Raw genomic sequence first — 18512 nt, 5'->3', positions numbered from 1 at the left:
AGGGTGGGGTCCATGATTGGAGTGACCTGCGACGGGAACGTGATGACGCTGGAGCTGCAGCGCCCCGAGCGGCGCAACGCGCTCAACGCCGAGTTGGTGGACAGACTGCGGGAAGCGATCGAGAAGGCGGCTTCCGAAGACGTCCGCGCGATCGTCATCACCGGCGCCGGCCACGTGTTCAGTTCGGGGGCGGACCTGTCCGGTGGTCAGGGCGTCGCCGACGAGCTTCCCGACAAAGCCAGGGCGCTGAACCTGGCGATCGACCGCGCACCGGTGCCGGTCATCGGCGCGGTCAACGGCCCCGCGATCGGCGCCGGGGTCATCCTGTCGATGATCTGCGATCTGCGCGTGGTGGCGCCCGAGGCCTATTTCCAGTTCCCGGTCGCGAAATACGGTATCGCCCTGGACAACTGGAGCATCCGGAGATTGACCTCGCTGGTCGGCGCCGGACGGGCCCGCGGCATGCTGCTGGCCGCCGAACGGCTCACCGCCGACGTCGCGCTGCAGACCGGGATGGCCAACCGGATCGGCACACTGGCGGACGCGCAGGCCTGGGCGCAGGAGATCGCGGGATTCGCGCCGCTGGCGCTGCAGCACGCCAAGCGGGTGCTCAACGACGACGGCGCCTACGAAGAGCCGTGGCCCGCCCACCAGGAGCTCTTCGACCGGGCCTGGGCCAGCCAAGACATCATCGAGGCCCAGATCGCGCGCATCGAGAAGCGGCCGCCCAGGTTCCGGGGCGCCTGATGGTGCTGCGGACGGCGCTGCGCTACGGCTTCGGCACGGCATCGCTGCTGGCCGGGGGATGGGTGTTGCGCGCGCTGCAGGGCACGCCCGCCTCGCTCGGAGCGACCCCCGCGGAGATTGCGCCGGTGGCGCGCCGCTCGCCGCACTACAAGGACGGGAAGTTCGTCAACCTCGAGCCGCCGTCGGGCATCACGATGGACCGCGACGTGCAGCGCATGCTGCTGCGGGACCTGGCGAACTTCACGTCCCAGGGCACACCGTCCGCACCGATCCCGCTCGCTGAGCCGCCGACAGTCGACCCGGTCGCGGCGCCGGCCGCGGCGAGCTGGTACGGCCACTCCAGCGTGCTGATCGAGGTGGACGGCTACCGCGTCCTGGCCGACCCGGTGTGGAGCAATCGGTGCTCCCCGTCGCGCGCGGTCGGACCGCACCGGATGCACGACGCGCCGGTGCTGCTGGAAGCGCTACCCGCCGTCGACGCCGTCATCATCAGCCACGACCACTACGACCATCTCGACATCGACACCATCGTCGCGCTCGCGCACACCCAGCGCGCCCCGTTCGTGGTGCCGCTGGGCATCGGCGCGCACCTGCGCAAGTGGGGCATCCCCGAGAGTCGCATCGTCGAACTGGACTGGAACGAGGCTCACCGGATCGACGACCTGACCCTGGTCTGCACACCGGCGCGGCACTTCTCCGGACGGCTGTTCGCGCGCGACTCCACGCTGTGGTCGTCGTGGGTGGTAGCCGGGCCCGTCCACAACGCGTTCTTCGGCGGCGACACGGGCTATACCAAGAGCTTCGCCGAGATCGGCGCCGAATACGGCCCGTTCGACCTCGCCCTGCTGCCGATCGGTGCCTACCACCCCGCCTTCGCCGACATCCACATGAACCCCGAAGAGGCGGTACGCGCCCACCTGGACCTCACCGACGTGGACCACGGCCTGATGGTGCCGATCCACTGGGCGACGTTCCGGCTGGCGCCGCACCCCTGGGCCGAACCGGCGGAACGGCTGACGGCTGCCGCCGATGCCGAGCGGGTGCGTCTGGCGGTGCCGATCCCCGGTCAGCGGGTGGACCCGGAGTCGACTTTCGAGCCGTGGTGGCGCTTCTAGGCTGCGACGACGCGTTACGGTGCTGATCATGAATCCACCGGTCAGGCTGGCCGTATTCGCACTGGCTGTTGCGCTGCTGGGAGGGTGCGGCGCCGAGCCCGCCGACCCCGCCGCGTCCGCGACATCCGTGGCCCCGCCCGCCGGGCAGGCCTGGAAGGTGCCCCCTCCGTTGGTCCCGGCGATGCCGCTGCCGGACAACGCGGTGCAGAACGCGGTGGCCGAACTCGACGGGATCGCCGAGCGCCTGGTCGCCGAGTCGGGTATCCCGGGCATGGCGGTGGCCGTGGTGCACGGCGGAAAAACGGTGTACGCGAAAGGGTTCGGCGTCAAGAACCTTGAGCGTGCCGATCGGCCGGACAACCGGGTCGGTCCCGACACGGTATTCCAGCTGGCATCGCTGTCCAAACCACTGAGCGCGACGGTCGTGGCCACCCTGGTGGGGCAGGGCCAGGTCAGCTGGGACACCCCCCTCGTGTCGCGGCTGCCGTGGTTCGGGTTGTCGGACCCGGCCGTCACGCAGATGGTCACGGTCGGGGACATGTTCTCGCACCGCTCCGGACTGCCCGACCATGCCGGGGACAAGCTCGAAGACCTCGGCTACGACCGCAGGCAGGTGCTGGAGCGGCTCCGCGAACTGCCGCTCGATCCGTTCCGAACGTCCTACGCCTACACCAACTTCGGATTGACCGCCGGCGCGGAAGCGGTCGCCGCCGGCACCGGGAAGTCCTGGGAACAACTGGCCTCCCACGCGCTGTTGGCGCCGTTGGGCATGACCGCCACCAGCTACACGTTCGGTGACTACGAGGCCCGGCCGGACCGCGCGGTGGGCCACATCCGCATCGACGGCCGCTACGAGCCGCGCTACGTCCGCGACGCGCAGGCACAGTCACCGGCGGGTGGGGCCAGTTCATCGGTCAACGACATGGCCCGGTGGATGGCGATGGTGCTCGCCGACGGGCAGCACGACGGCCGTGCGCTGATCGACCCGAAGGCGCTGCTGCCCGCGGTCACCCCGCAGGTGGTGTCGTCGCGGGGCTCCGAACCGGCGATGCGGTCGGGGTTCTACGGATACGGCTTCAACGTCGGCACCACGCCGGCGGCACGCACCGAACTGAGCCACTCGGGTGCATTCGAACTCGGCGCAGCCACCAACGTGCTGTTCCTGCCCTCGGCCGACGTCGCGATCGTCGCGCTGACCAACGCCAGCCCGGCGGGTATCCCGGAGGCCCTGACCGCGCAGTTCGCCGACCTGGTCCAGTTCGGGGAGGTGCGCGAGGACTGGGGTGATTTGTACGGCAAGGCTTTCGCCGACATGGACAAGCCGGTCGGGGCGCTGGTCGGCCAGCAGCGGCCCGTCGGCGCGAAACCGCCGTCACCGCTGCCGTCGTACGCCGGGGTGTACCGCAACGCCTACTGGGGGCCGGCGACGGTCGCCGAGCGCGACGGCCGCCTGCAGCTCACCCTGGGACCGCGCGGCACCTTCGAGCTGAGCCCGTGGGATGGCGACGTGTTCACCTTCCCGGTGTCCTCCGAGAACGCTCCCCCCGGAACGGTTTCGACGGCGACGTTCGCCGGGGACGCCCTCACGCTGGAATATTTCGACGACGACGGCAAGGGAGTCTTCACCCGATGACGGTTTCTGTGGCCGCCGGCCTGTCGGACGCCGAGGTGGCGCAGCGCGTCGCCGAGGGCAAGACCAACGACGTCCCCACCCGGGCTGCGCGCAGCGTCTCCGAGATCATCCGCGGGAACGTGTTCACCCGCATCAACGCCATCCTCGGCGTGCTCCTGATCATCGTGCTGTCCACCGGATCGGTGATCAACGGCGCGTTCGGTCTGCTCATCATCGCCAACAGTGCGATCGGCATCATCCAGGAATTGCGCGCCAAGCAGACACTGGACAAACTCGCCATCGTCGGGCAGGCGAAACCGTTGGTGCGCAGGCAGTCCGGGAGCCGGCCACTCGCGCCCAGCGAGGTGGTTCTCGACGATGTGATCGAGTTGGGCCCCGGCGACCAGATCGTGGTCGACGGCATGCTCATCGAAGAGGCCAACCTCGAGGTCGACGAGTCCCTGCTGACCGGCGAAGCCGACCCCATCGCCAAAGACGTCGGCGACCATGTGATGTCGGGCAGCTTCGTGGTGGCGGGCACCGGAGCCTACCGCGCCACCAAGGTCGGCCGCGAGGCCTACGCCGCGAAACTCGCCGAGGAGGCCAGCAAGTTCACCCTGGTGAAATCCGAACTGCGCAACGGGATCAACAAGATCCTGCAGTTCATCACCTACCTGCTGGTGCCGGCCGGGGCCCTGATCATCTATACCCAGCTGTTCACCACCGGGGCCGGCTGGCGGGAATCGGTGCTGCGGATGGTCGGAGCCCTGGTGCCGATGGTGCCCGAGGGGCTGGTGCTGATGACCTCGATCGCCTTCGCGGTGGGGGTGATCCGGCTGGGCCGTAGGCAGTGTCTGGTCAACGAGCTGCCCGCCATCGAGGGTCTGGCCCGTGTCGACGTCGTCTGCGCCGACAAGACGGGCACTCTGACCGAGAACGGGATGCGGGTCAGCGATCTGTTGCGCATCGAGGCTCCACAGGCAGGAGAGGAGCCGAGCGACCGGGGGGCGGGCACGGTCGCCGAGGTGCTGGCCCAGCTCGCCGCCGACGACGCCAGGCCCAACGCGAGCATGGCCGCGATCGCGGAGGCCTACACGATGCCGCCCGGCTGGACCGCGACCGCCACCGCGCCGTTCAAGTCGGCCACCAAATGGAGCGGCACCTCCTATGCCGATCACGGCAACTGGGTGATCGGCGCACCGGACGTGCTGCTCGACCCCGCCTCGCCGGTGGCCGAGGACGCCGAGAGGATCGGCGCGCAGGGTCTGCGGGTGCTGCTGCTCGGCTCCAGCGACCGGCCGGTGGACGCACCGGACGCCCCCGGTGTGGTCACCCCCGCCGCGCTGGTGGTGCTCGAGCAGCGCGTCCGCCCCGACGCCCGCGACACCCTCGATTACTTTGCCTCGCAGCATGTCTCGATCAAGGTGATCTCGGGGGACAACGCCGTCTCGGTGGGTGCGGTGGCGGGTTCGCTCGGGCTGGCCGGCGAGACGATGGACGCGCGGCGGCTCCCCGAGCAGCCCGACGCGCTCGCCGACACGCTGGAGGAGTGCACGACGTTCGGCCGGGTACGGCCCGATCAGAAGCGGGCGATGGTGCACGCGCTGCAGTCCCGCGGCCACACCGTCGCGATGACCGGCGACGGCGTCAACGACGTGCTCGCGCTCAAGGACGCCGACATCGGCGTGGCGATGGGTTCGGGGAGCTCGGCGTCGCGAGCGGTGGCGCAGATCGTGCTGCTGGACAACAAGTTCGCCACCCTGCCCTACGTCGTGGGGGAGGGCAGGCGGGTGATCGGCAACATCGAGCGGGTCTCGAACCTGTTCCTCACCAAGACGGTGTACTCGGTGTTGCTGGCGGTGCTCGTCGGCCTGGGCGGACTGTCGGCCGAGCTGTTCGGGTCCGATCCGCTGCTGTTCCCGTTCCAGCCCATCCACGTGACGATCGCGGCATGGTTCACCATCGGTATCCCGGCGTTCATCCTGTCCCTGGCCCCGAACAACGAACGCGCCCGCCCGGGGTTCGTGCGGCGGGTGATGACGTCGGCGCTGCCGTCGGGGATCGTCGTCGGGGCGGCGACGTTCACCTCGTACCTGCTCGCCTACCAGGGGCGGGCGGCCACCGAGACCGAGCAGACACAGGCCTCGACCGCGGCGCTGATCACGCTGCTGGTGTCGGCGCTGTGGGTGCTGTCGGTGGTGGCGCGCCCGTATGAGTGGTGGCGGGTGCTGCTGGTGGCGGTGTCGGCGCTGGCCTACGTCGTCATCTTCAGCATCCCGTTCGCCCGTGAGCTGTTCATCCTCGATCCGTCCAACGTCGCGCTGACGTCGACGGCGCTGGGAATCGGGCTCGCCGGTGCGGTCGCCATCGAGGTGATCTGGTGGGTTCAGGGCCGTGTGCTGGGAGAACAGCGCACCCTGTGGCGTCCGAGCGAGCGGTAGGGTTGGTCGCATGGGATTTCTGGACAAGGCCAAAGATCTTCTCTCCAAGAACGCCGACAAGGTCGACACGGTGATCGACAAGGCCGGTGATCTCGTCGACAAGAAGACCAAGGGCAAGTACACGTCAACGGTCGACAAGGTGCAGGACGCGGCCAGGAAGGCCGTCGCCGACAACACCGGCACGGTGCCGCCCGAACAGCAGTCCGGTCAGGCGCCTCCTCCGCCGCCGACCACTCCGCCTCCTCCGCCGCCGACCACTCCGCCGCAGCAGCCCCCGACGGCTCCGCCGACCTCGTAGGCGCTCGCGCATGGCGAAGCTGTCCGTCTCCGTCGACGTCCCGCTGCCGCCCGAGAAGGCGTGGGAGAGCGCCTCGGACCTGTCCCGCTACCGGGAGTGGCTGTCCATCCACCGGGTATGGCGCTCCAAACTGCCTGATGTCATCGAGAAGGGCACTCAGCTCGACTCGATCGTCGAGGTCAAGGGCATGCCGAACCGGGTGAGCTGGACAGTGGTGCACTACCGCCCACCCGAGGCGATGACGCTCAACGGCGACGGCAAAGGCGGTGTCAAGGTCAAGCTGATGGGCAAGATCAAGCCCAGCCAGACGGACCCGGCCGCCTCGACCGTCACGTTCGACATCCACCTCGGCGGACCCGCGCTGTTCGGACCGATCGGCATGGTGGTCGCCGGTGCCCTCAAGGGGGACATCCAGGAGTCGCTGAACCGGTTCAAGACCGTCTTCGCGCCGTCCTGACCGCGGGTGCGCCGGCCGTCAGCCGGCTGCGACGGCGGCCACCGCCTCGGCCACCGGGACGTCGCCGGAGATGACCTCGAAGGTGTGGCCGGCGGTCTGCGGCATGTCCAGCGCAGCGACGAGCACCGCCGCCACATCGGCGCGGGGGATGCTGCCGGGCCCGGTGTGTTCGGCGATGTACACCCGGCCGGTGCCCGGATCGTTGGTGAGCAGGCCCGGCCGCACGATCGTGCTGAGAAGGTCGGCACGCGAGCGGATGACGTCGTCGGCGGCGCCCTTGGCCCGCAGGTAGGCGACGAACACCGGGTCGCCCGCGTCGTCCGGTGCGTGGGCGTCGGCGCCCATCGACGAGATCATCAGGTAACGCCGCACTCCCGCGGCTTCGGCGGCGTCGGCCAAGAGGATCGCCGCGTCGCGGTCGACGGTCTCCTTTCGGGCCGCTCCACTGCCGGGCCCGGCGCCCGCCGCGAAGATGACGGCGTCGGCGCCGCGCAGGTGGGTGGCTACGACACCGTTGGTGGTGTTCTCCAGGTCGACGACGATCGGTTCAGCGCCGGCGGCACGCAGATCGTCGGCTTGGTCGGGGTTACGGATGAGGCCGGCCACCGAGTCGCCGCGCGCGGACAGCAGCCGCGAGGTGATCAGAGCGATTTTTCCGTGCCCTCCGGCGATGACGACGCGCATGACCTACCTCCGACCTGACCGACGACCCGGTGTCGACGTCACAACCTCAACGTACTCACTTTCGCGTCCGCGGCTGTCAGCGCTGAAATCGCCGGCGAACCAGCTTGCCGAACTCGATCGTCGACCGGCGCACCGATTCGAACCCCAACGACACCAGCAGCGTGTCCACCATCGCGAAGGGAAGCGTGGTGGCGACGGCGCCGCGCCCGTATTCGAGGTGCCACGAGCCGGGGTGGATCGTCAATCCCCGCGCGTGCCCGCGTTGCAGACAGGTGTGTCCGCCCGGCATCAGCGGTGGCAGTGCGACGTGGTCGTCGGACTCCAGATCATAGGAGTCGATCTGCCCGGCCAGCAGGAACTTGTGGATGTCGACGTGTTTGTAGCGTCCCGAAAAGCCTTGTGTTCCAGTCGGTGACCCGAAGATGACGATGTACTCGCGTGGGCTGAAATACAGAAACCGGACCTTGCCCAGCACCCCGCCGGCCTTGCTGCCCACCCAGCGCCCCGGAGTCGGGTCGATCAGACCGGGGTACGCCTCGGCGAGCAGCCCGACTGCACGGGCGGTGAGTTCACCGGTGTGCAGCGGCAGGCCGACGACTTCTCTGGCCACCTGATGCAGGACGTCGGGGTCGATCCGGTACGTCACCGGTCGAACTCCACAGGCAGGCTGGTGGGTCCGCTCATACCCAGCAACGGCCGCCACGGTGCCGGTCCGGCCACCTTGGGATTGGGCAGTCGGCGCGCCAGGATCTTCAACGCCTCGCAGAGTTCCCGCCGGGCCAGGTTGGCGCCGAGGCAGTAGTGGGCGCCACCGCCGAAGGTCAGAATCGGGGGTGGGTCGTCGCGGGTGATGTCGAAGCGGGTGGGGTCGTCGTAGATCGCCGGATCCCGGTTGGCGGCGTAGGTGTTGGCCACGATGAATGCTCCCGCAGGGAAGGTGTATTCACCGATTGTGACATCCTCGCCCACGGTGCGGACGGTGCTGCACATCGACGGGGAGTGTCGCATGGTCTCCTCGACGGCGCGCATGGCCAGCTCGGGTCGGTCGCGGAGCAGCGCGAGCTGGTCGGGATGCTCGCAGAGCGCCTGCATCGAGGCCGCCAATTGTGTTCTGGTGGTGTCGGTTCCGGCAATCAGGATGCTGAATGCCAGCATGCGGACCTCGCCGGCGTCGAGGCGGTCCCCGCCGTCCTCGGCGCGGATCAGCTCGGACAGCAGATCGGTCGTCAGATGTCGGCGCCGGTGAGCGATCATGTCGTCGATGTAGGCGTCGAACGCGTCCCACGCCCGAAGCACCGTGGGTTCCTCATCGACGAGGTCGATGTCGAAGCTGACGATCTTGAAGATGTCTTCGGCCCAGGTGGAGAACAGCTTCCAGTCCTGCCGGGGTGCTCCGAACAGCGCGCAGATCACCGGGATCGGATAGGGCCGGGCGATCTGCTCGACGAACTCGCACCCGCCATCCGCGCTGACCGAATCGATCAGCTGATTGATGACCTGATGGATCGTCTCGTCCATCCGCGCTGTCGCGCGTGGGGTGAAGGCCCGCGACACCAGGCTACGTAGGCGGCGGTGTTCATCGCCTTCCATGCACAGGATGCTGCGGGTGACCCGGTCCCAGAGTTCGCCCGAGGTGAGGCCGTGCGCGGAGAGATGAATACCCGGCGGGATCCTGAACCTCGGGTCGCCCAATACAGTTCGGGCCAGGGGATAGGACAGCACCTCGGGTCCGATGGGGCCCAGCGCGATCGGCGCGGTCTGCTGCGCGGCGCGCAACTGCGGATAGATCTGCTGCGGGGTGTCGGTGAGCTCGTAGGTGAGGGTGGGCAGGCCGGCGTCGAATACGCTGGGCGCGGCGGTCACCGGAGGATCCTCAGCGGCAGCGCCGGCAGCGTGCACGTCGCCGACGGCCAGGTGATCTCGGGGACGTAGCCGGCAGCGAGCTCGAAGTCGGGAATCCGGGAAAGCCATTCGGCAACCACGAGCTTGAGTTCCATTCTGGCCAGGTGGGAACCCAGACAACGGTGCGGTCCGCCGCCGAATCCCCAGTGTTTGTGTAGCTTGCCGTCGAGAACGAGGTCGTCGACGGAGTGGGCGTCGCTGCCGTCGCGGTTGATCGCCCCCAGACACAGCCGCACCTCGGCACCGGCAGGCAACGTGACACCCGAGACGGTGACCGGCCGGGTCGTCACGCGCCCGACGATGGGCGCGGCCGGTTCCAGCCGGATCATCTCTTCGACGAACATCGCGATACCGTCGAGGTCCTCCCGCAACGCCGTGCGCAGCGCGGGGCGGCGGGCCAACTCCAGCATCGTGGCGCCGATCGCGGAGGTGACGGTGTCCAGACCGGCGAGGACGAACACGAGGGACAATCCGACCGCCTCGTTGTCGGTGAGGGGTTCGTCGCCATGGAGCAGCTGGGACAGGATGCCCTCGCGGGGGTTCTCCCGTTGCCCAGCAACCGCTTCGGTGAGGTAGGTGTACAGCTGGACCGCGGGGGTCAGGTCGACGCTGGACGGGTCGGTAGTCAGACTGAACGCGATGATGGCGTCTTTCCACCCGATCAGACGTTCGCGGTCGGCCAGCGGCAGCCCGAACAGCGTGAGGAAGACCTGCGACGGGTACGGGGTTGCCAGGTCGGCCATCACCTCGCACTCGTCGCGCTGCGCCAGGCCCTCGATGATGTCGATCACCTGGGCCTGAAACGACGGCATCAGCACGGCGAGTGTCTGCGGACTGAAAAACTGGTGCAGGACGCGCCGGTACCTGGTGTGTTCGGGAGGGTCGAAGCCGAGAGGCACCAGCGGCACCGGGCTGATCATGTCGTCGTAGGCGATCCGCGACGAGAACACCTCGGGGTCACGCAGCGCGGCAAGGACGTCCTGGCGGCGGGTGAGGTAGTACCAGCCGTCGCCGTAGAGCACGGGGCCCTGGTCGCGCAGCGTGGCCCAGCCGTCACCGCGGTCCCGCGACATCGGCAGGTCCCCGTAGCGCACCTGCGGCAGCGCATCGGCGGCCCCGGTCATGGCACGTTGGTCGCGAGCAAGGTCAGGGGCAGTCCGAGCACCGACAGGTCGACCTCGTCGAGGTAGGTTCCGTCACCGGAGAACTCCTGCCGGAATCGCGTGACCGCGCCGTAGCGGTCGATGACCGCCTCGCCGGCGGCGGCTTCGGGGATGCGCAGCACCACGGTGTAGACGCCGTCTCCATGGCGGTCGAGGAACTCGTTGACCGACGCCGCCACTGCCGCATCGGACCCGGTGATCGGGCTGATCAGCTCGACGCCACGGTCCCAGTCCAGCTGGACCCGAATGCCCAGTTCGGTGAGTTCGGCGGCGTTGAACCGGAATCCGAGTTCTGTGAACATCTGTGCGGTGTCATGCCACCGCTGCGGCGCGACCGCGAACACGACATGATGCAGCTTCGGTTCGGTCGTCATCAGCGGACCAGCCCGCGTGGCCGGATCAGGCCGAGGTCGAGGTGGTTGAGCCAGCCGGGTGGACCGTCGCACACGTCGGGAATGGCGTTGATAGCTCCCATCGCCGTCCAGTCGTAGCCGGGATGGGACATGGTGCCGTCGGGCCGGCGGACACCCTTGAGCGTCAGCTCGGTCGGCGGGTCGCCGTCGATGACGATCTCGTAGCGGGTCTCGCCCCAATCCCAGCCCGGGTTCAGCAGGTCGGGGCCTGCGGTCACGTAGATCGCGTGGAAGACGATGAGCGGCTTACCGTCCACCCAGGCGGTCCACTCGTGGCGTTGCCCGGCCACGGTGTCCTTCGGGATGGCGCCGTCCGCGTGCGGGATGTCGGCCGCGGCTGTGGCGACATCGATGTCGGCGGCGCTCACCTCGTCGATCGTCACACCGAGACCGTCGGCGATCATGTGCATCGACTGGGCGAAGAACGGCAATCCGAGGCCCAGGATGGTGGGCTCGGCGAGAAACGCGTCCTTGTCCTTGCCGAAACCCATCCAGTCGACGTGGTCCATCGGCGCGTCCTTGAGCACGTCGACCACTTCGTAAACGTGGATGGTGTCGACCCTGCTCATCACCCGCGACAGGGTGAGCGGAAGGATGTCACCGGCGTAGCCGGGGTGGATGCCGCCGCCGTGAAAGGAGGTGCCACCGTCGCTGCACGCCGCGCGGATCTGCTCGCCGCCGTCGTGGAAATCCGCACTCGGGTGGAAGAATCCGGCCGTCGTCACGACGTTCTTGCCGGAGCGCAGCAGCCGGCACACCGTCTCGACATCCATGATGATCGGCGTGTAGAAGACGCAGTCGGCGTCCAGCGCGACCATCGCGTCGACGTCGTCGGTGGCGGTGACACCGGTCGGAAGGATCCCTGCGAGCTCACCCGCGTCCTTGCCCACCTTGTCCTTGCTATGCACCAGCACACCCACGAGGTCGAAGACGGGCGAGGCGCAGAAGTGCCGGACACCGACCTGTCCGACATCACCGGTCATCCACTGGATCACCCGATAGGTCTTGTCCGTCATGGGCATTCTCCTAGTGCGAACCGGCGTGCAGCACACCGCGGGGCAACAGCAGGGGCAGGTCGTTGTAGGTGGCGATGCCTGCCGGGGCGGCAACCACGGCAGGTATCGCGGTGATCGCCGGCATCGCGGTGATGGTGAGCCCCAGCATGACGAAGTCGTCGAGGGTTTCTCCGGCGAAGTCCGGGGGTGGGGCGAAGCTCAGCGTGCTGGTGATGGTGGGACGTCCCTCGACGGTGACGGTGTAGCCGAACGCGGTGGGCCACTGCGGCTGCAGCGATTGCCCTTTTGTCCAGATGCCGCGGATCTCGACAACCTCGCGCCCGTCAACGATGCCCTTCCACCGCACGTCGATTCCGGCGACACAGCCGGCGGTGATGGTCCATCCGCCGGGCAGATCGAGGTCCTCGGTGGTCTCGGCGTAGTCCACGTCGCAGCGGATGTCGTCGAGTTGCACTCCGAGTGCGTCGGCGACCACTTGCACGGCCTCGGCGAAGACGCCGGACCCCGTTGCGGTGATCGACGCGAGGTCGGGTTCGTCGATGGAATAGCCGAATCCCATGGGGATTTCGGTCTGCGGCGAGTTGTAGATGGTGGTGTCGAACGATTCGACGATGCTGATCCGGTCGACCCGGTCCGAAATGCCGGCGGTGACGACCGCGAAGAGCTGGATGAAGCCGGGATTGATGCCGCTGCCGAAGATTGTGGAGCCGCCGCGGCGGCAGGCGTCGATGATGCGGTCGCGGTCGGCACCCAGGCGGCTGCCGGTGATGAACTCCGATGTGGTGACGACGTTTGCGCCGGATTCGAGGATGCGGACAAGGTCGCCGGTGTCGGCGAACATCGGGTTGTAGACGACGCAGTCTGGTCGAAGCGCGAGCAGTGCGTCGACGTCGTCGGTGGCGGTGATCCCGATCGGGCCGACCCCGCAGAGTTCGCCGGCGTCCCTGCCGACCTTGTCGGGTGACCACGCGTAGCAGCCGACGAGCTCGAGCTCGGTGTTCGCGATCACCGCGTGCACCGACTTGGTCCCGACATTGCCGGTGGTCCACTGCACGACGCGGTATGTCATCGCGACCTGTCTGCGGCAGTGAAAGTGACGGGTACCGAGCGGAATCCGCGAGTGACGGAGTTGCCGTGAAACTTGGCCTGCTGCCCTGCCGCGAGGGTGAAGTCGGGCATGCGGGCCAGCACCCGTTCGAGGCCGACCTGGAACTCCAGCCGTGCCAGGTTGGACCCGAGGCAACGGTGGACGCCGGCGCCGAAGCCGAGGTGCCGGTTCTCGCGGCGGTCGAGGATGCAGCGGTCGGCGTCGGGGAACTGCCGCTCGTCGCGGTTGGCGGCGGCGTAGTTGACGATCACCGACTCGCCGGGGGAGAACCGGCAGCCGTTCATTTCGACGTCTTTGGCCACGGTGCGAGGGATGCCGTGGATGGAGCCGGCGAACCGGATGAACTCCTCGACCGCGCGGGCGAGCAGATCAGGCTCGTCGATCAGGCGATCCCGCTCGGCGGGGTTGGTGGCCAGATAGTGATAGGCGAAAGACATTGCACTGGCGGTGGTTTCGAGGCCGGCCTGTACCAGCAGCATTGCGTTGGACACCACGTCGGCGAACGCCAGCTTCTCACCGTCGATCTCGGCGGAGAGCAACACGTCGATCATGTCGTCGCGGGGCGGCTCTGCCGTGCGAGCCGTCACGGCGTCGTGCAGATGCTGGTAGAGGCCGCCCCAGGCTTCCATCCGCGCCTCCTCGGTGGCGCCGTTGAGTGCGCTGTCGGTCAGTTCCACACACAGCGGGACGTCATCGACAGGCATGCCGAGCAGGTATTTGAAGAACACGATCCCCGGCTGGCGCCACGCCACCGCGGCGAGGTCGCCGGACCCGCTTTCGATGAACTCGTCGAGGAGCCGGTCGGTTTCGTCAGCGATCTGAGGCCGCAAGGCCTTCATGCGTGCCGGGGAGAAGTACGGGTTGAGGACCTTGCGGAACTTCTGCTGCCGCGGCGGATCGAGGGTGATCACCAGATCACCGGCGAGCTGCTCGGCTCCTTCCGGGGTGGGGTTGCTGGAGAAGTGTTCCCAGTCCTGCAGGATCTGCACACATTCGGCGTAGCGCACCGCGACCCACGCCCCCGCCGGTGTCGCGCTGAGAAATGGGTTGTCGGTCCGCGCAAACGGTGACTTAGCCCGCATCACCGCGTACACGTCGTACAGGAATTCGTTGTCGTTGAAATCCGAGTGCCGCAGATCCCAGTTCTCGGCGTGGCGCTCCGGTGTCTGGGTCACGGCGATCCCTCCGCCGCCTGCCGCGCTTCGCGCTCGTCATGAATTCGTACCAGTTCGCGGAACCCGATCCGGTTGTACTTCGGGACGGGCTGGATGCCCCATTCGTCCTGTGCGGTGTCCTTGCCTTCGGCACCCTCGGGCGGGCCGAGAGCCGGATAGGGCACCTGGCATTCCAGCGTGTCGTCGGAGTAGCGCACCTTGAGCAGCTCGCTGCAGATCTCGGTGAGGCTCAACGTCGGGTAGCCGTAGTAGACCGCCATGAACGGCAGTGTGAACGCGCCCTCGATGACCAATGCGACCAGGCACACCAAAACGGCGCGCTTGATCCACTTGTGCATCCGCGCGTAGTACGGGGTGGTACCCGGCGGTAGGTCCTGGCTCTTCTCTTCGGTGTTGTCCACAGAAGTCGTCACAGTTGAACTCCTTAGTCCGAGAAGATCTCGCGGTTGACCGTGTGCAGGTAGGGGATGGCGAGAAACGGTGTGATGTAGAAGATGTCGTAGAGCCACCAGCCGATGACCGGGAACACGACGCCCGCGTACCGCACGTCGGCGTACATGGTCATGTTGAACACGTACAGGCACCAGATGAGTACGCCCATCCAGCAGGTGATGATCATCCACTGATGGCCCCACCGCTTCATCTGAAGGAACCCGATCGCCGCGGCGCAGCGCATCGCGAAGACGGTGAGGATCATGCCGAACACCATCGACTTCTCGCCGGGTGCAGCGGCGCCGCCGATCCACGCCTCGTTGTAGTGCCAGAAGTAGCCGGCATCGAACATCGCGCCCCAACCGACCATCAGCACGCGGTTGATCAGGGTGTGGTTGGCGACCAGGTCGAGCGCCCAGCCGAGGCTGTTGAGCATCCCGTCGATCAGCACCAGATAGCCGATGAGCGTGACGATCATCGGACGGACCGACAGGCCCGCCCGTAATGCCTGCCGCTGCAACCACACTCCGCGCATGAAGATGGGCAGGCCGATCAGGCCGGGCGCCCACATCCCCATCAGTGCGGCGCCGGCGATCATCCACTTGTCGGCGCGGCGCTGGGCCTGCCGGGACTCGTCGTGGTGCTCGTCCAGATTGACCGAACCGGACGGAACGCTGGCCTTGATGGCCGCCGACTTCTGCTTCAGTAGCGGGATGTTCACAGCTCCCACCACCCCCGGGCGAACGACATGTAGAGCTGGATCAGAAACATCACCAGCAGATATCCGTAGACGACGACCTGCAGGATGATGAGAGCCTTCTTGCGGTTGCGTTCCTTCTGGTCGACCATGTCGTCGATTCCTTTCTAACGGTTGGGGGTCGGGCTGTCGGCGGCGGCGAGGCTGGCCGCAGCCACTTCCCGCAGGCCTTCGGAGACGCCGCCGTCACTGGACAGCGGGGCGAGCACACACGCCTCGGCCGCTTCCAGCTCGGAGGCGCCGGCGGCGATCAGATGTGCGGCGGTGACGAGCACGCGGGTCGACGGCGGTTCGAAGTGAAACGCTTCGTCGGCCGTGCGGATCGCGTTGGCGCACCGGACCAGCCGCTGAGCGGTCGCAAGACCGATGCCTGCCTCGGCGACGATCACCTCGGCTTCCCGCTCGGGAGGCAGGTAACCCATCGGCAGCGTGACGAACCGTTGCCGGAACGACGGTTTGAGTTCCTTGAGGGAGCTGCGGTAGGCCGGGTTGTAGGAGCAGACCAGCATGAACTCATCCGGCGCCTGCACCACTTCGCCCGCCCGGTCGAGGTAGAGGGTGCGCCGGTGATCGGTCAGCGAATGCAGCACGGCCAATGAGTCGTGCCGCGCTTCGACGACCTCGTCGAGATAGCAGATGGCCCCGGCCTTGACCGCCCGGGTCAGCGGCCCGTCGGTCCACACCACGTCCCCGCCGGTGACGGTGAACCGGCCGACCAGGTCCGAGCTCGTCAGATCGTCGTGGCAGCTGATGGTTACCACGGGACGGCCCAGCAGCAGACCCAGGTGCTCGACCAGGCGGGTCTTTCCGCATCCGGTGGGCCCGGTCAGCATCACCGGCAGCCGCTGCCGGTAGGCCTGCTCGAAGAGCTGCACCTCATTGCCGTTGGTGAGATACGTCTGGTCGGTCATGCGGATACCAGCTCCCTGTGAACGTTGGCGAGGACGCGAGGAAGGTCCTCGACCCGGCGGATTCGTTGAGAACGCTTGGGGCCGAACACTTCCGGCAGTGGGTCAACCCGGACCGGGCCGATGCCGACGTAGTACATCGAGACGCCGGCATCGCGCGCCTCCTCGACGGCGTGGGCGGCGTCGGCCCAGGCATAGCGCCCCTCGTAGCCCTCGTCCGAGATCAGCCCGTCGCCGATCACGATGACCAGGCGCCGTTCCGACGGCTGGGCGAGCAGCCTGCTCGTGAGGTGGCGCAGGGGAGCACCGAGGCGGGTGTACCCGCTGGTGCCCAGTCCGAGGCTTCCCGGCGGGACGAATCTTCGGTCGGCGAAGTCCTTGAGACAGGTCACCTCGACGCGGTGCCGGGTGTTGCCGGTGAAGACGAAGATGCCGTGGCGTTCCTGTGCGGTCGTCATCGCCCGCGACAGTGCGTCGGCACAGGCGAGCTCCAGCTTGAACACGGTGCCGCCGTGCACGCCGAGAGAGGAACTGCCGTCCAGCAGTAGAGCTGTGGTGACGTCGCGGCTGGCGGGCAGCAATTCGCGGAAGATCCGTGGCTCCACCGCTTCTCCGGTGGTCACGTCGATGTAGTGGCCCACGTACTGGTCGACGTCGAGGTCGGAGCCATCCTCGAGGCGGTTCTTCATCGCGCGGTGCGTGTTCTTCTCGAACCACTTACGGACGTCGACCGCGATGGCTCCCGGTTCCCCGGCACGGCCTTGGTGGGTGCGCTCGAGGACGGCGACGTGGTCAGGCAGGAAGCTCTCAGTCCATGCGTTCCATTCCGGATACGGGATGCCCGGGCGGTGCTCCGGGGTGACGTCGAGGTCGTTGTCCTGCGGCCGGCTCGGCGGAGGCAGATTGGGGTTACGGACGCCGCCGTCGCCCCCAGCGGTCACGGAGTGCGGTTGCGGTACCCGCTTCTGGTTGGTGGTCCACGGCAGCCGCCCGAACGAGCGCCGCAGCTTGTCGGACAGTCCCTGCGGCAGCGTGTACGCCCGCGGCAGATGTCCGACCAGCGGGTCCACAGTGAGGGGTTGGTGGGTACGGGACAATGCGACCGCGCGGTTGAGCATCTCCCCGCCGTCCATGTCAGAGTCGAGGGCGGCAAGGTCGGGGAGGACGCGCCGAAACTCGGCGAGCAGTCCCGGCCAGTTCGCGGCGATCCAACCCAGCGCCACTTCGGCTTCCACGAGATGCAGCGCGGCCAGCTCACGCGCGGACAGTTCATGAAGCCTGTAGTCGATGATCCGGTCCTTGGACGGTGAACATTGCAGAGCGATGCCGCATGTCACGGTGCGGCGGGTCCAGTCCCGCTGCCACACCGGATACGGCACGTGCACGACATCGAGCATCGAGCTCAGTCCGAAGCCACGGTGGGCTCCGCTGACGAGGTGGGCGCCGGTCCGACGCTGCCCGCTCAACGCGACCGCGGTGAGCGCGCAACTGCGCTCGACCGCCATGGCGTGTGCATCGGAGAGTTCGGTCATCAACTCAGAAGGTGCCGATGTTGGAGAACATCCAGTACCAGAACCAGATGATCAGCCCGGTGCCGCCCCAGGCTGCGACGTATCGCAGGATTTCCCAGATCCAGCCTGTCATGTGAGTTCTCCTAGCAGTAAGGGCTTTTCGATGGTCATCGGGTCTCCAGTCCTCGTAGTGCAGTGGTGATCAGATTGGCCAGCATCGCGTCGCGGATGTCGCTGCGGGTAACGCTGGTCAGCACTCCGTAGATGCCGAGTAGGAAGAACGCGGCACTGTAGAACGCGTCCACTTCGGGATGGACTTCTCCGTCGCCCCGGGCCCGCTCGATCTCGCCGACCAAGGAGACGATGACGGGATGGTCCGACCATTCGTCGTTGCTCGGCCGCGTCGGCGAGAAGTGCAGCGCCAGTAGTTCTTTGAACAGCAGCGGGCCGAAGCGTTGCTCCAGTGCGGAGATCAGCTGGACCACTTTCGTCAGTGCCGCGGCCAGGTCATGTGCCTGGTTCAGGTAGCGAGTGAGTTCCGCTGCCATGCGCGATTCTTCGCGCCGTTCCAACTCGAGCAGCACGTGCTCTTTGCTCGGGAAGTGGAAGAAGAAGGTGCCGTGGGCGACACCCGCCGCCGAGACGATGGCGCCGACGTCGGCGCCCGCCATGCCCGACGCTTGGAACTCGGCGATCGCGGCGCCGAGTATCCGTTCCCGCGTCTGTAATCGGCGCAATTCGCGCGCTGACTGCCGGACCTGTGGCGTCATCAG

General features: G+C 67.6%; 20 protein-coding genes. 6 read left to right on the top strand and 14 right to left on the bottom strand.

The annotated features are described in order from the left end of the window. Positions 1-12: 12 nt before the first annotated feature. Genes ACXMYJ_RS06350 through ACXMYJ_RS06325 form a run of 6 tightly spaced genes read left to right on the top strand, consistent with a single transcriptional unit; the run spans position 13 to position 6670 of the window. Positions 13-747: an enoyl-CoA hydratase gene (locus ACXMYJ_RS06350; RefSeq protein ID WP_260755256.1), complete on the top strand. Its 735-nt coding sequence runs from the start codon at positions 13-15 to the stop codon at positions 745-747. Beyond that, positions 747-1862, top strand: a complete 1116-nt coding sequence (locus ACXMYJ_RS06345) for an MBL fold metallo-hydrolase (RefSeq protein ID WP_260755255.1) — start codon at positions 747-749, stop codon at positions 1860-1862. Before ACXMYJ_RS06350 ends, ACXMYJ_RS06345 begins: the two co-directional genes overlap by 1 nt. Positions 1863-1890: 28 nt before the next feature. Further along, positions 1891-3495, top strand: a complete 1605-nt coding sequence (locus ACXMYJ_RS06340; RefSeq protein WP_260755254.1) for a serine hydrolase — start codon at positions 1891-1893, stop codon at positions 3493-3495. Further along, the gene (locus ACXMYJ_RS06335) at positions 3492-5915 is read left to right on the top strand and encodes an HAD-IC family P-type ATPase (protein ID WP_260755253.1); all 2424 of its coding nucleotides are present in this window, start codon (positions 3492-3494) and stop codon (positions 5913-5915) included. The genes ACXMYJ_RS06340 and ACXMYJ_RS06335 overlap by 4 nt, the downstream gene beginning before the upstream one ends. 10 nt (positions 5916-5925) lie before the next feature. Then, a complete protein-coding gene (locus tag ACXMYJ_RS06330; protein WP_260755252.1) occupies positions 5926-6213 on the top strand; it encodes an antitoxin in 288 nt (95 codons plus the stop codon). Between the two features lie 10 nt (positions 6214-6223). After that, positions 6224-6670, top strand: coding sequence for a type II toxin-antitoxin system Rv0910 family toxin (locus tag ACXMYJ_RS06325; protein ID WP_260755251.1), 447 nt, complete (start codon positions 6224-6226; stop codon positions 6668-6670). A gap of 18 nt (positions 6671-6688) precedes the next feature. Here the strand turns inward: ACXMYJ_RS06325 and ACXMYJ_RS06320 are convergent, their stop codons facing one another. From ACXMYJ_RS06320 to ACXMYJ_RS06255, 14 genes are all read right to left on the bottom strand, one after another. Next, the gene (locus tag ACXMYJ_RS06320; RefSeq protein WP_260755250.1) at positions 6689-7354 is read right to left on the bottom strand and encodes an NAD(P)H-binding protein; all 666 of its coding nucleotides are present in this window, start codon (positions 7352-7354) and stop codon (positions 6689-6691) included. A gap of 76 nt (positions 7355-7430) precedes the next feature. Beyond that, positions 7431-8000 (bottom strand): ERG2 family protein, encoded by a 570-nt coding sequence (locus tag ACXMYJ_RS06315; RefSeq protein ID WP_260755249.1) that lies wholly within the window; start codon positions 7998-8000, stop codon positions 7431-7433. Beyond that, entirely contained in the window at positions 7997-9217 is a 1221-nt protein-coding gene (locus ACXMYJ_RS06310; RefSeq protein ID WP_260755248.1) for a cytochrome P450, read from the bottom strand. Before ACXMYJ_RS06310 ends, ACXMYJ_RS06315 begins: the two co-directional genes overlap by 4 nt. Continuing rightward, positions 9214-10380: a cytochrome P450 gene (locus tag ACXMYJ_RS06305; RefSeq protein ID WP_260755247.1), complete on the bottom strand. Its 1167-nt coding sequence runs from the start codon at positions 10378-10380 to the stop codon at positions 9214-9216. Before ACXMYJ_RS06305 ends, ACXMYJ_RS06310 begins: the two co-directional genes overlap by 4 nt. Beyond that, the gene (locus ACXMYJ_RS06300; protein ID WP_260755246.1) at positions 10377-10793 is read right to left on the bottom strand and encodes a hypothetical protein; all 417 of its coding nucleotides are present in this window, start codon (positions 10791-10793) and stop codon (positions 10377-10379) included. Before ACXMYJ_RS06300 ends, ACXMYJ_RS06305 begins: the two co-directional genes overlap by 4 nt. Continuing rightward, positions 10793-11848 carry an NAD(P)H-dependent amine dehydrogenase family protein gene (locus ACXMYJ_RS06295; protein ID WP_460354769.1) on the bottom strand — a complete coding sequence of 352 codons (1056 nt, stop codon included), beginning with the start codon at positions 11846-11848 and terminating at the stop codon, positions 10793-10795. Before ACXMYJ_RS06295 ends, ACXMYJ_RS06300 begins: the two co-directional genes overlap by 1 nt. Positions 11849-11858: 10 nt before the next feature. Continuing rightward, positions 11859-12917: an NAD(P)H-dependent amine dehydrogenase family protein gene (locus ACXMYJ_RS06290; protein WP_460354766.1), complete on the bottom strand. Its 1059-nt coding sequence runs from the start codon at positions 12915-12917 to the stop codon at positions 11859-11861. Beyond that, positions 12914-14131: a cytochrome P450 gene (locus ACXMYJ_RS06285; protein ID WP_260755244.1), complete on the bottom strand. Its 1218-nt coding sequence runs from the start codon at positions 14129-14131 to the stop codon at positions 12914-12916. The genes ACXMYJ_RS06290 and ACXMYJ_RS06285 overlap by 4 nt, the downstream gene beginning before the upstream one ends. Then, positions 14128-14532 carry a hypothetical protein gene (locus ACXMYJ_RS06280; RefSeq protein WP_396885572.1) on the bottom strand — a complete coding sequence of 135 codons (405 nt, stop codon included), beginning with the start codon at positions 14530-14532 and terminating at the stop codon, positions 14128-14130. Before ACXMYJ_RS06280 ends, ACXMYJ_RS06285 begins: the two co-directional genes overlap by 4 nt. Positions 14533-14555: 23 nt before the next feature. Beyond that, positions 14556-15284 (bottom strand): hypothetical protein, encoded by a 729-nt coding sequence (locus tag ACXMYJ_RS06275; RefSeq protein ID WP_396884645.1) that lies wholly within the window; start codon positions 15282-15284, stop codon positions 14556-14558. Beyond that, positions 15281-15412: a hypothetical protein gene (locus ACXMYJ_RS06270; protein WP_260755242.1), complete on the bottom strand. Its 132-nt coding sequence runs from the start codon at positions 15410-15412 to the stop codon at positions 15281-15283. The genes ACXMYJ_RS06275 and ACXMYJ_RS06270 overlap by 4 nt, the downstream gene beginning before the upstream one ends. Before the next feature lie 15 nt (positions 15413-15427). Next, positions 15428-16231: a CbbQ/NirQ/NorQ/GpvN family protein gene (locus tag ACXMYJ_RS06265; protein WP_260755241.1), complete on the bottom strand. Its 804-nt coding sequence runs from the start codon at positions 16229-16231 to the stop codon at positions 15428-15430. After that, positions 16228-17760: a nitric oxide reductase activation protein NorD gene (locus ACXMYJ_RS06260; protein ID WP_460354761.1), complete on the bottom strand. Its 1533-nt coding sequence runs from the start codon at positions 17758-17760 to the stop codon at positions 16228-16230. The genes ACXMYJ_RS06265 and ACXMYJ_RS06260 overlap by 4 nt, the downstream gene beginning before the upstream one ends. Positions 17761-17906: 146 nt before the next feature. Next, entirely contained in the window at positions 17907-18509 is a 603-nt protein-coding gene (locus tag ACXMYJ_RS06255; protein ID WP_460354759.1) for a TetR/AcrR family transcriptional regulator, read from the bottom strand. Positions 18510-18512 lie beyond the last annotated feature (3 nt).

This window comes from Mycobacterium sp. ZZG, from assembly GCF_054786995.1.
Note: the sequence above shows the minus strand (reverse complement) of the source record. Positions and strands in the feature narration are given on the sequence as shown.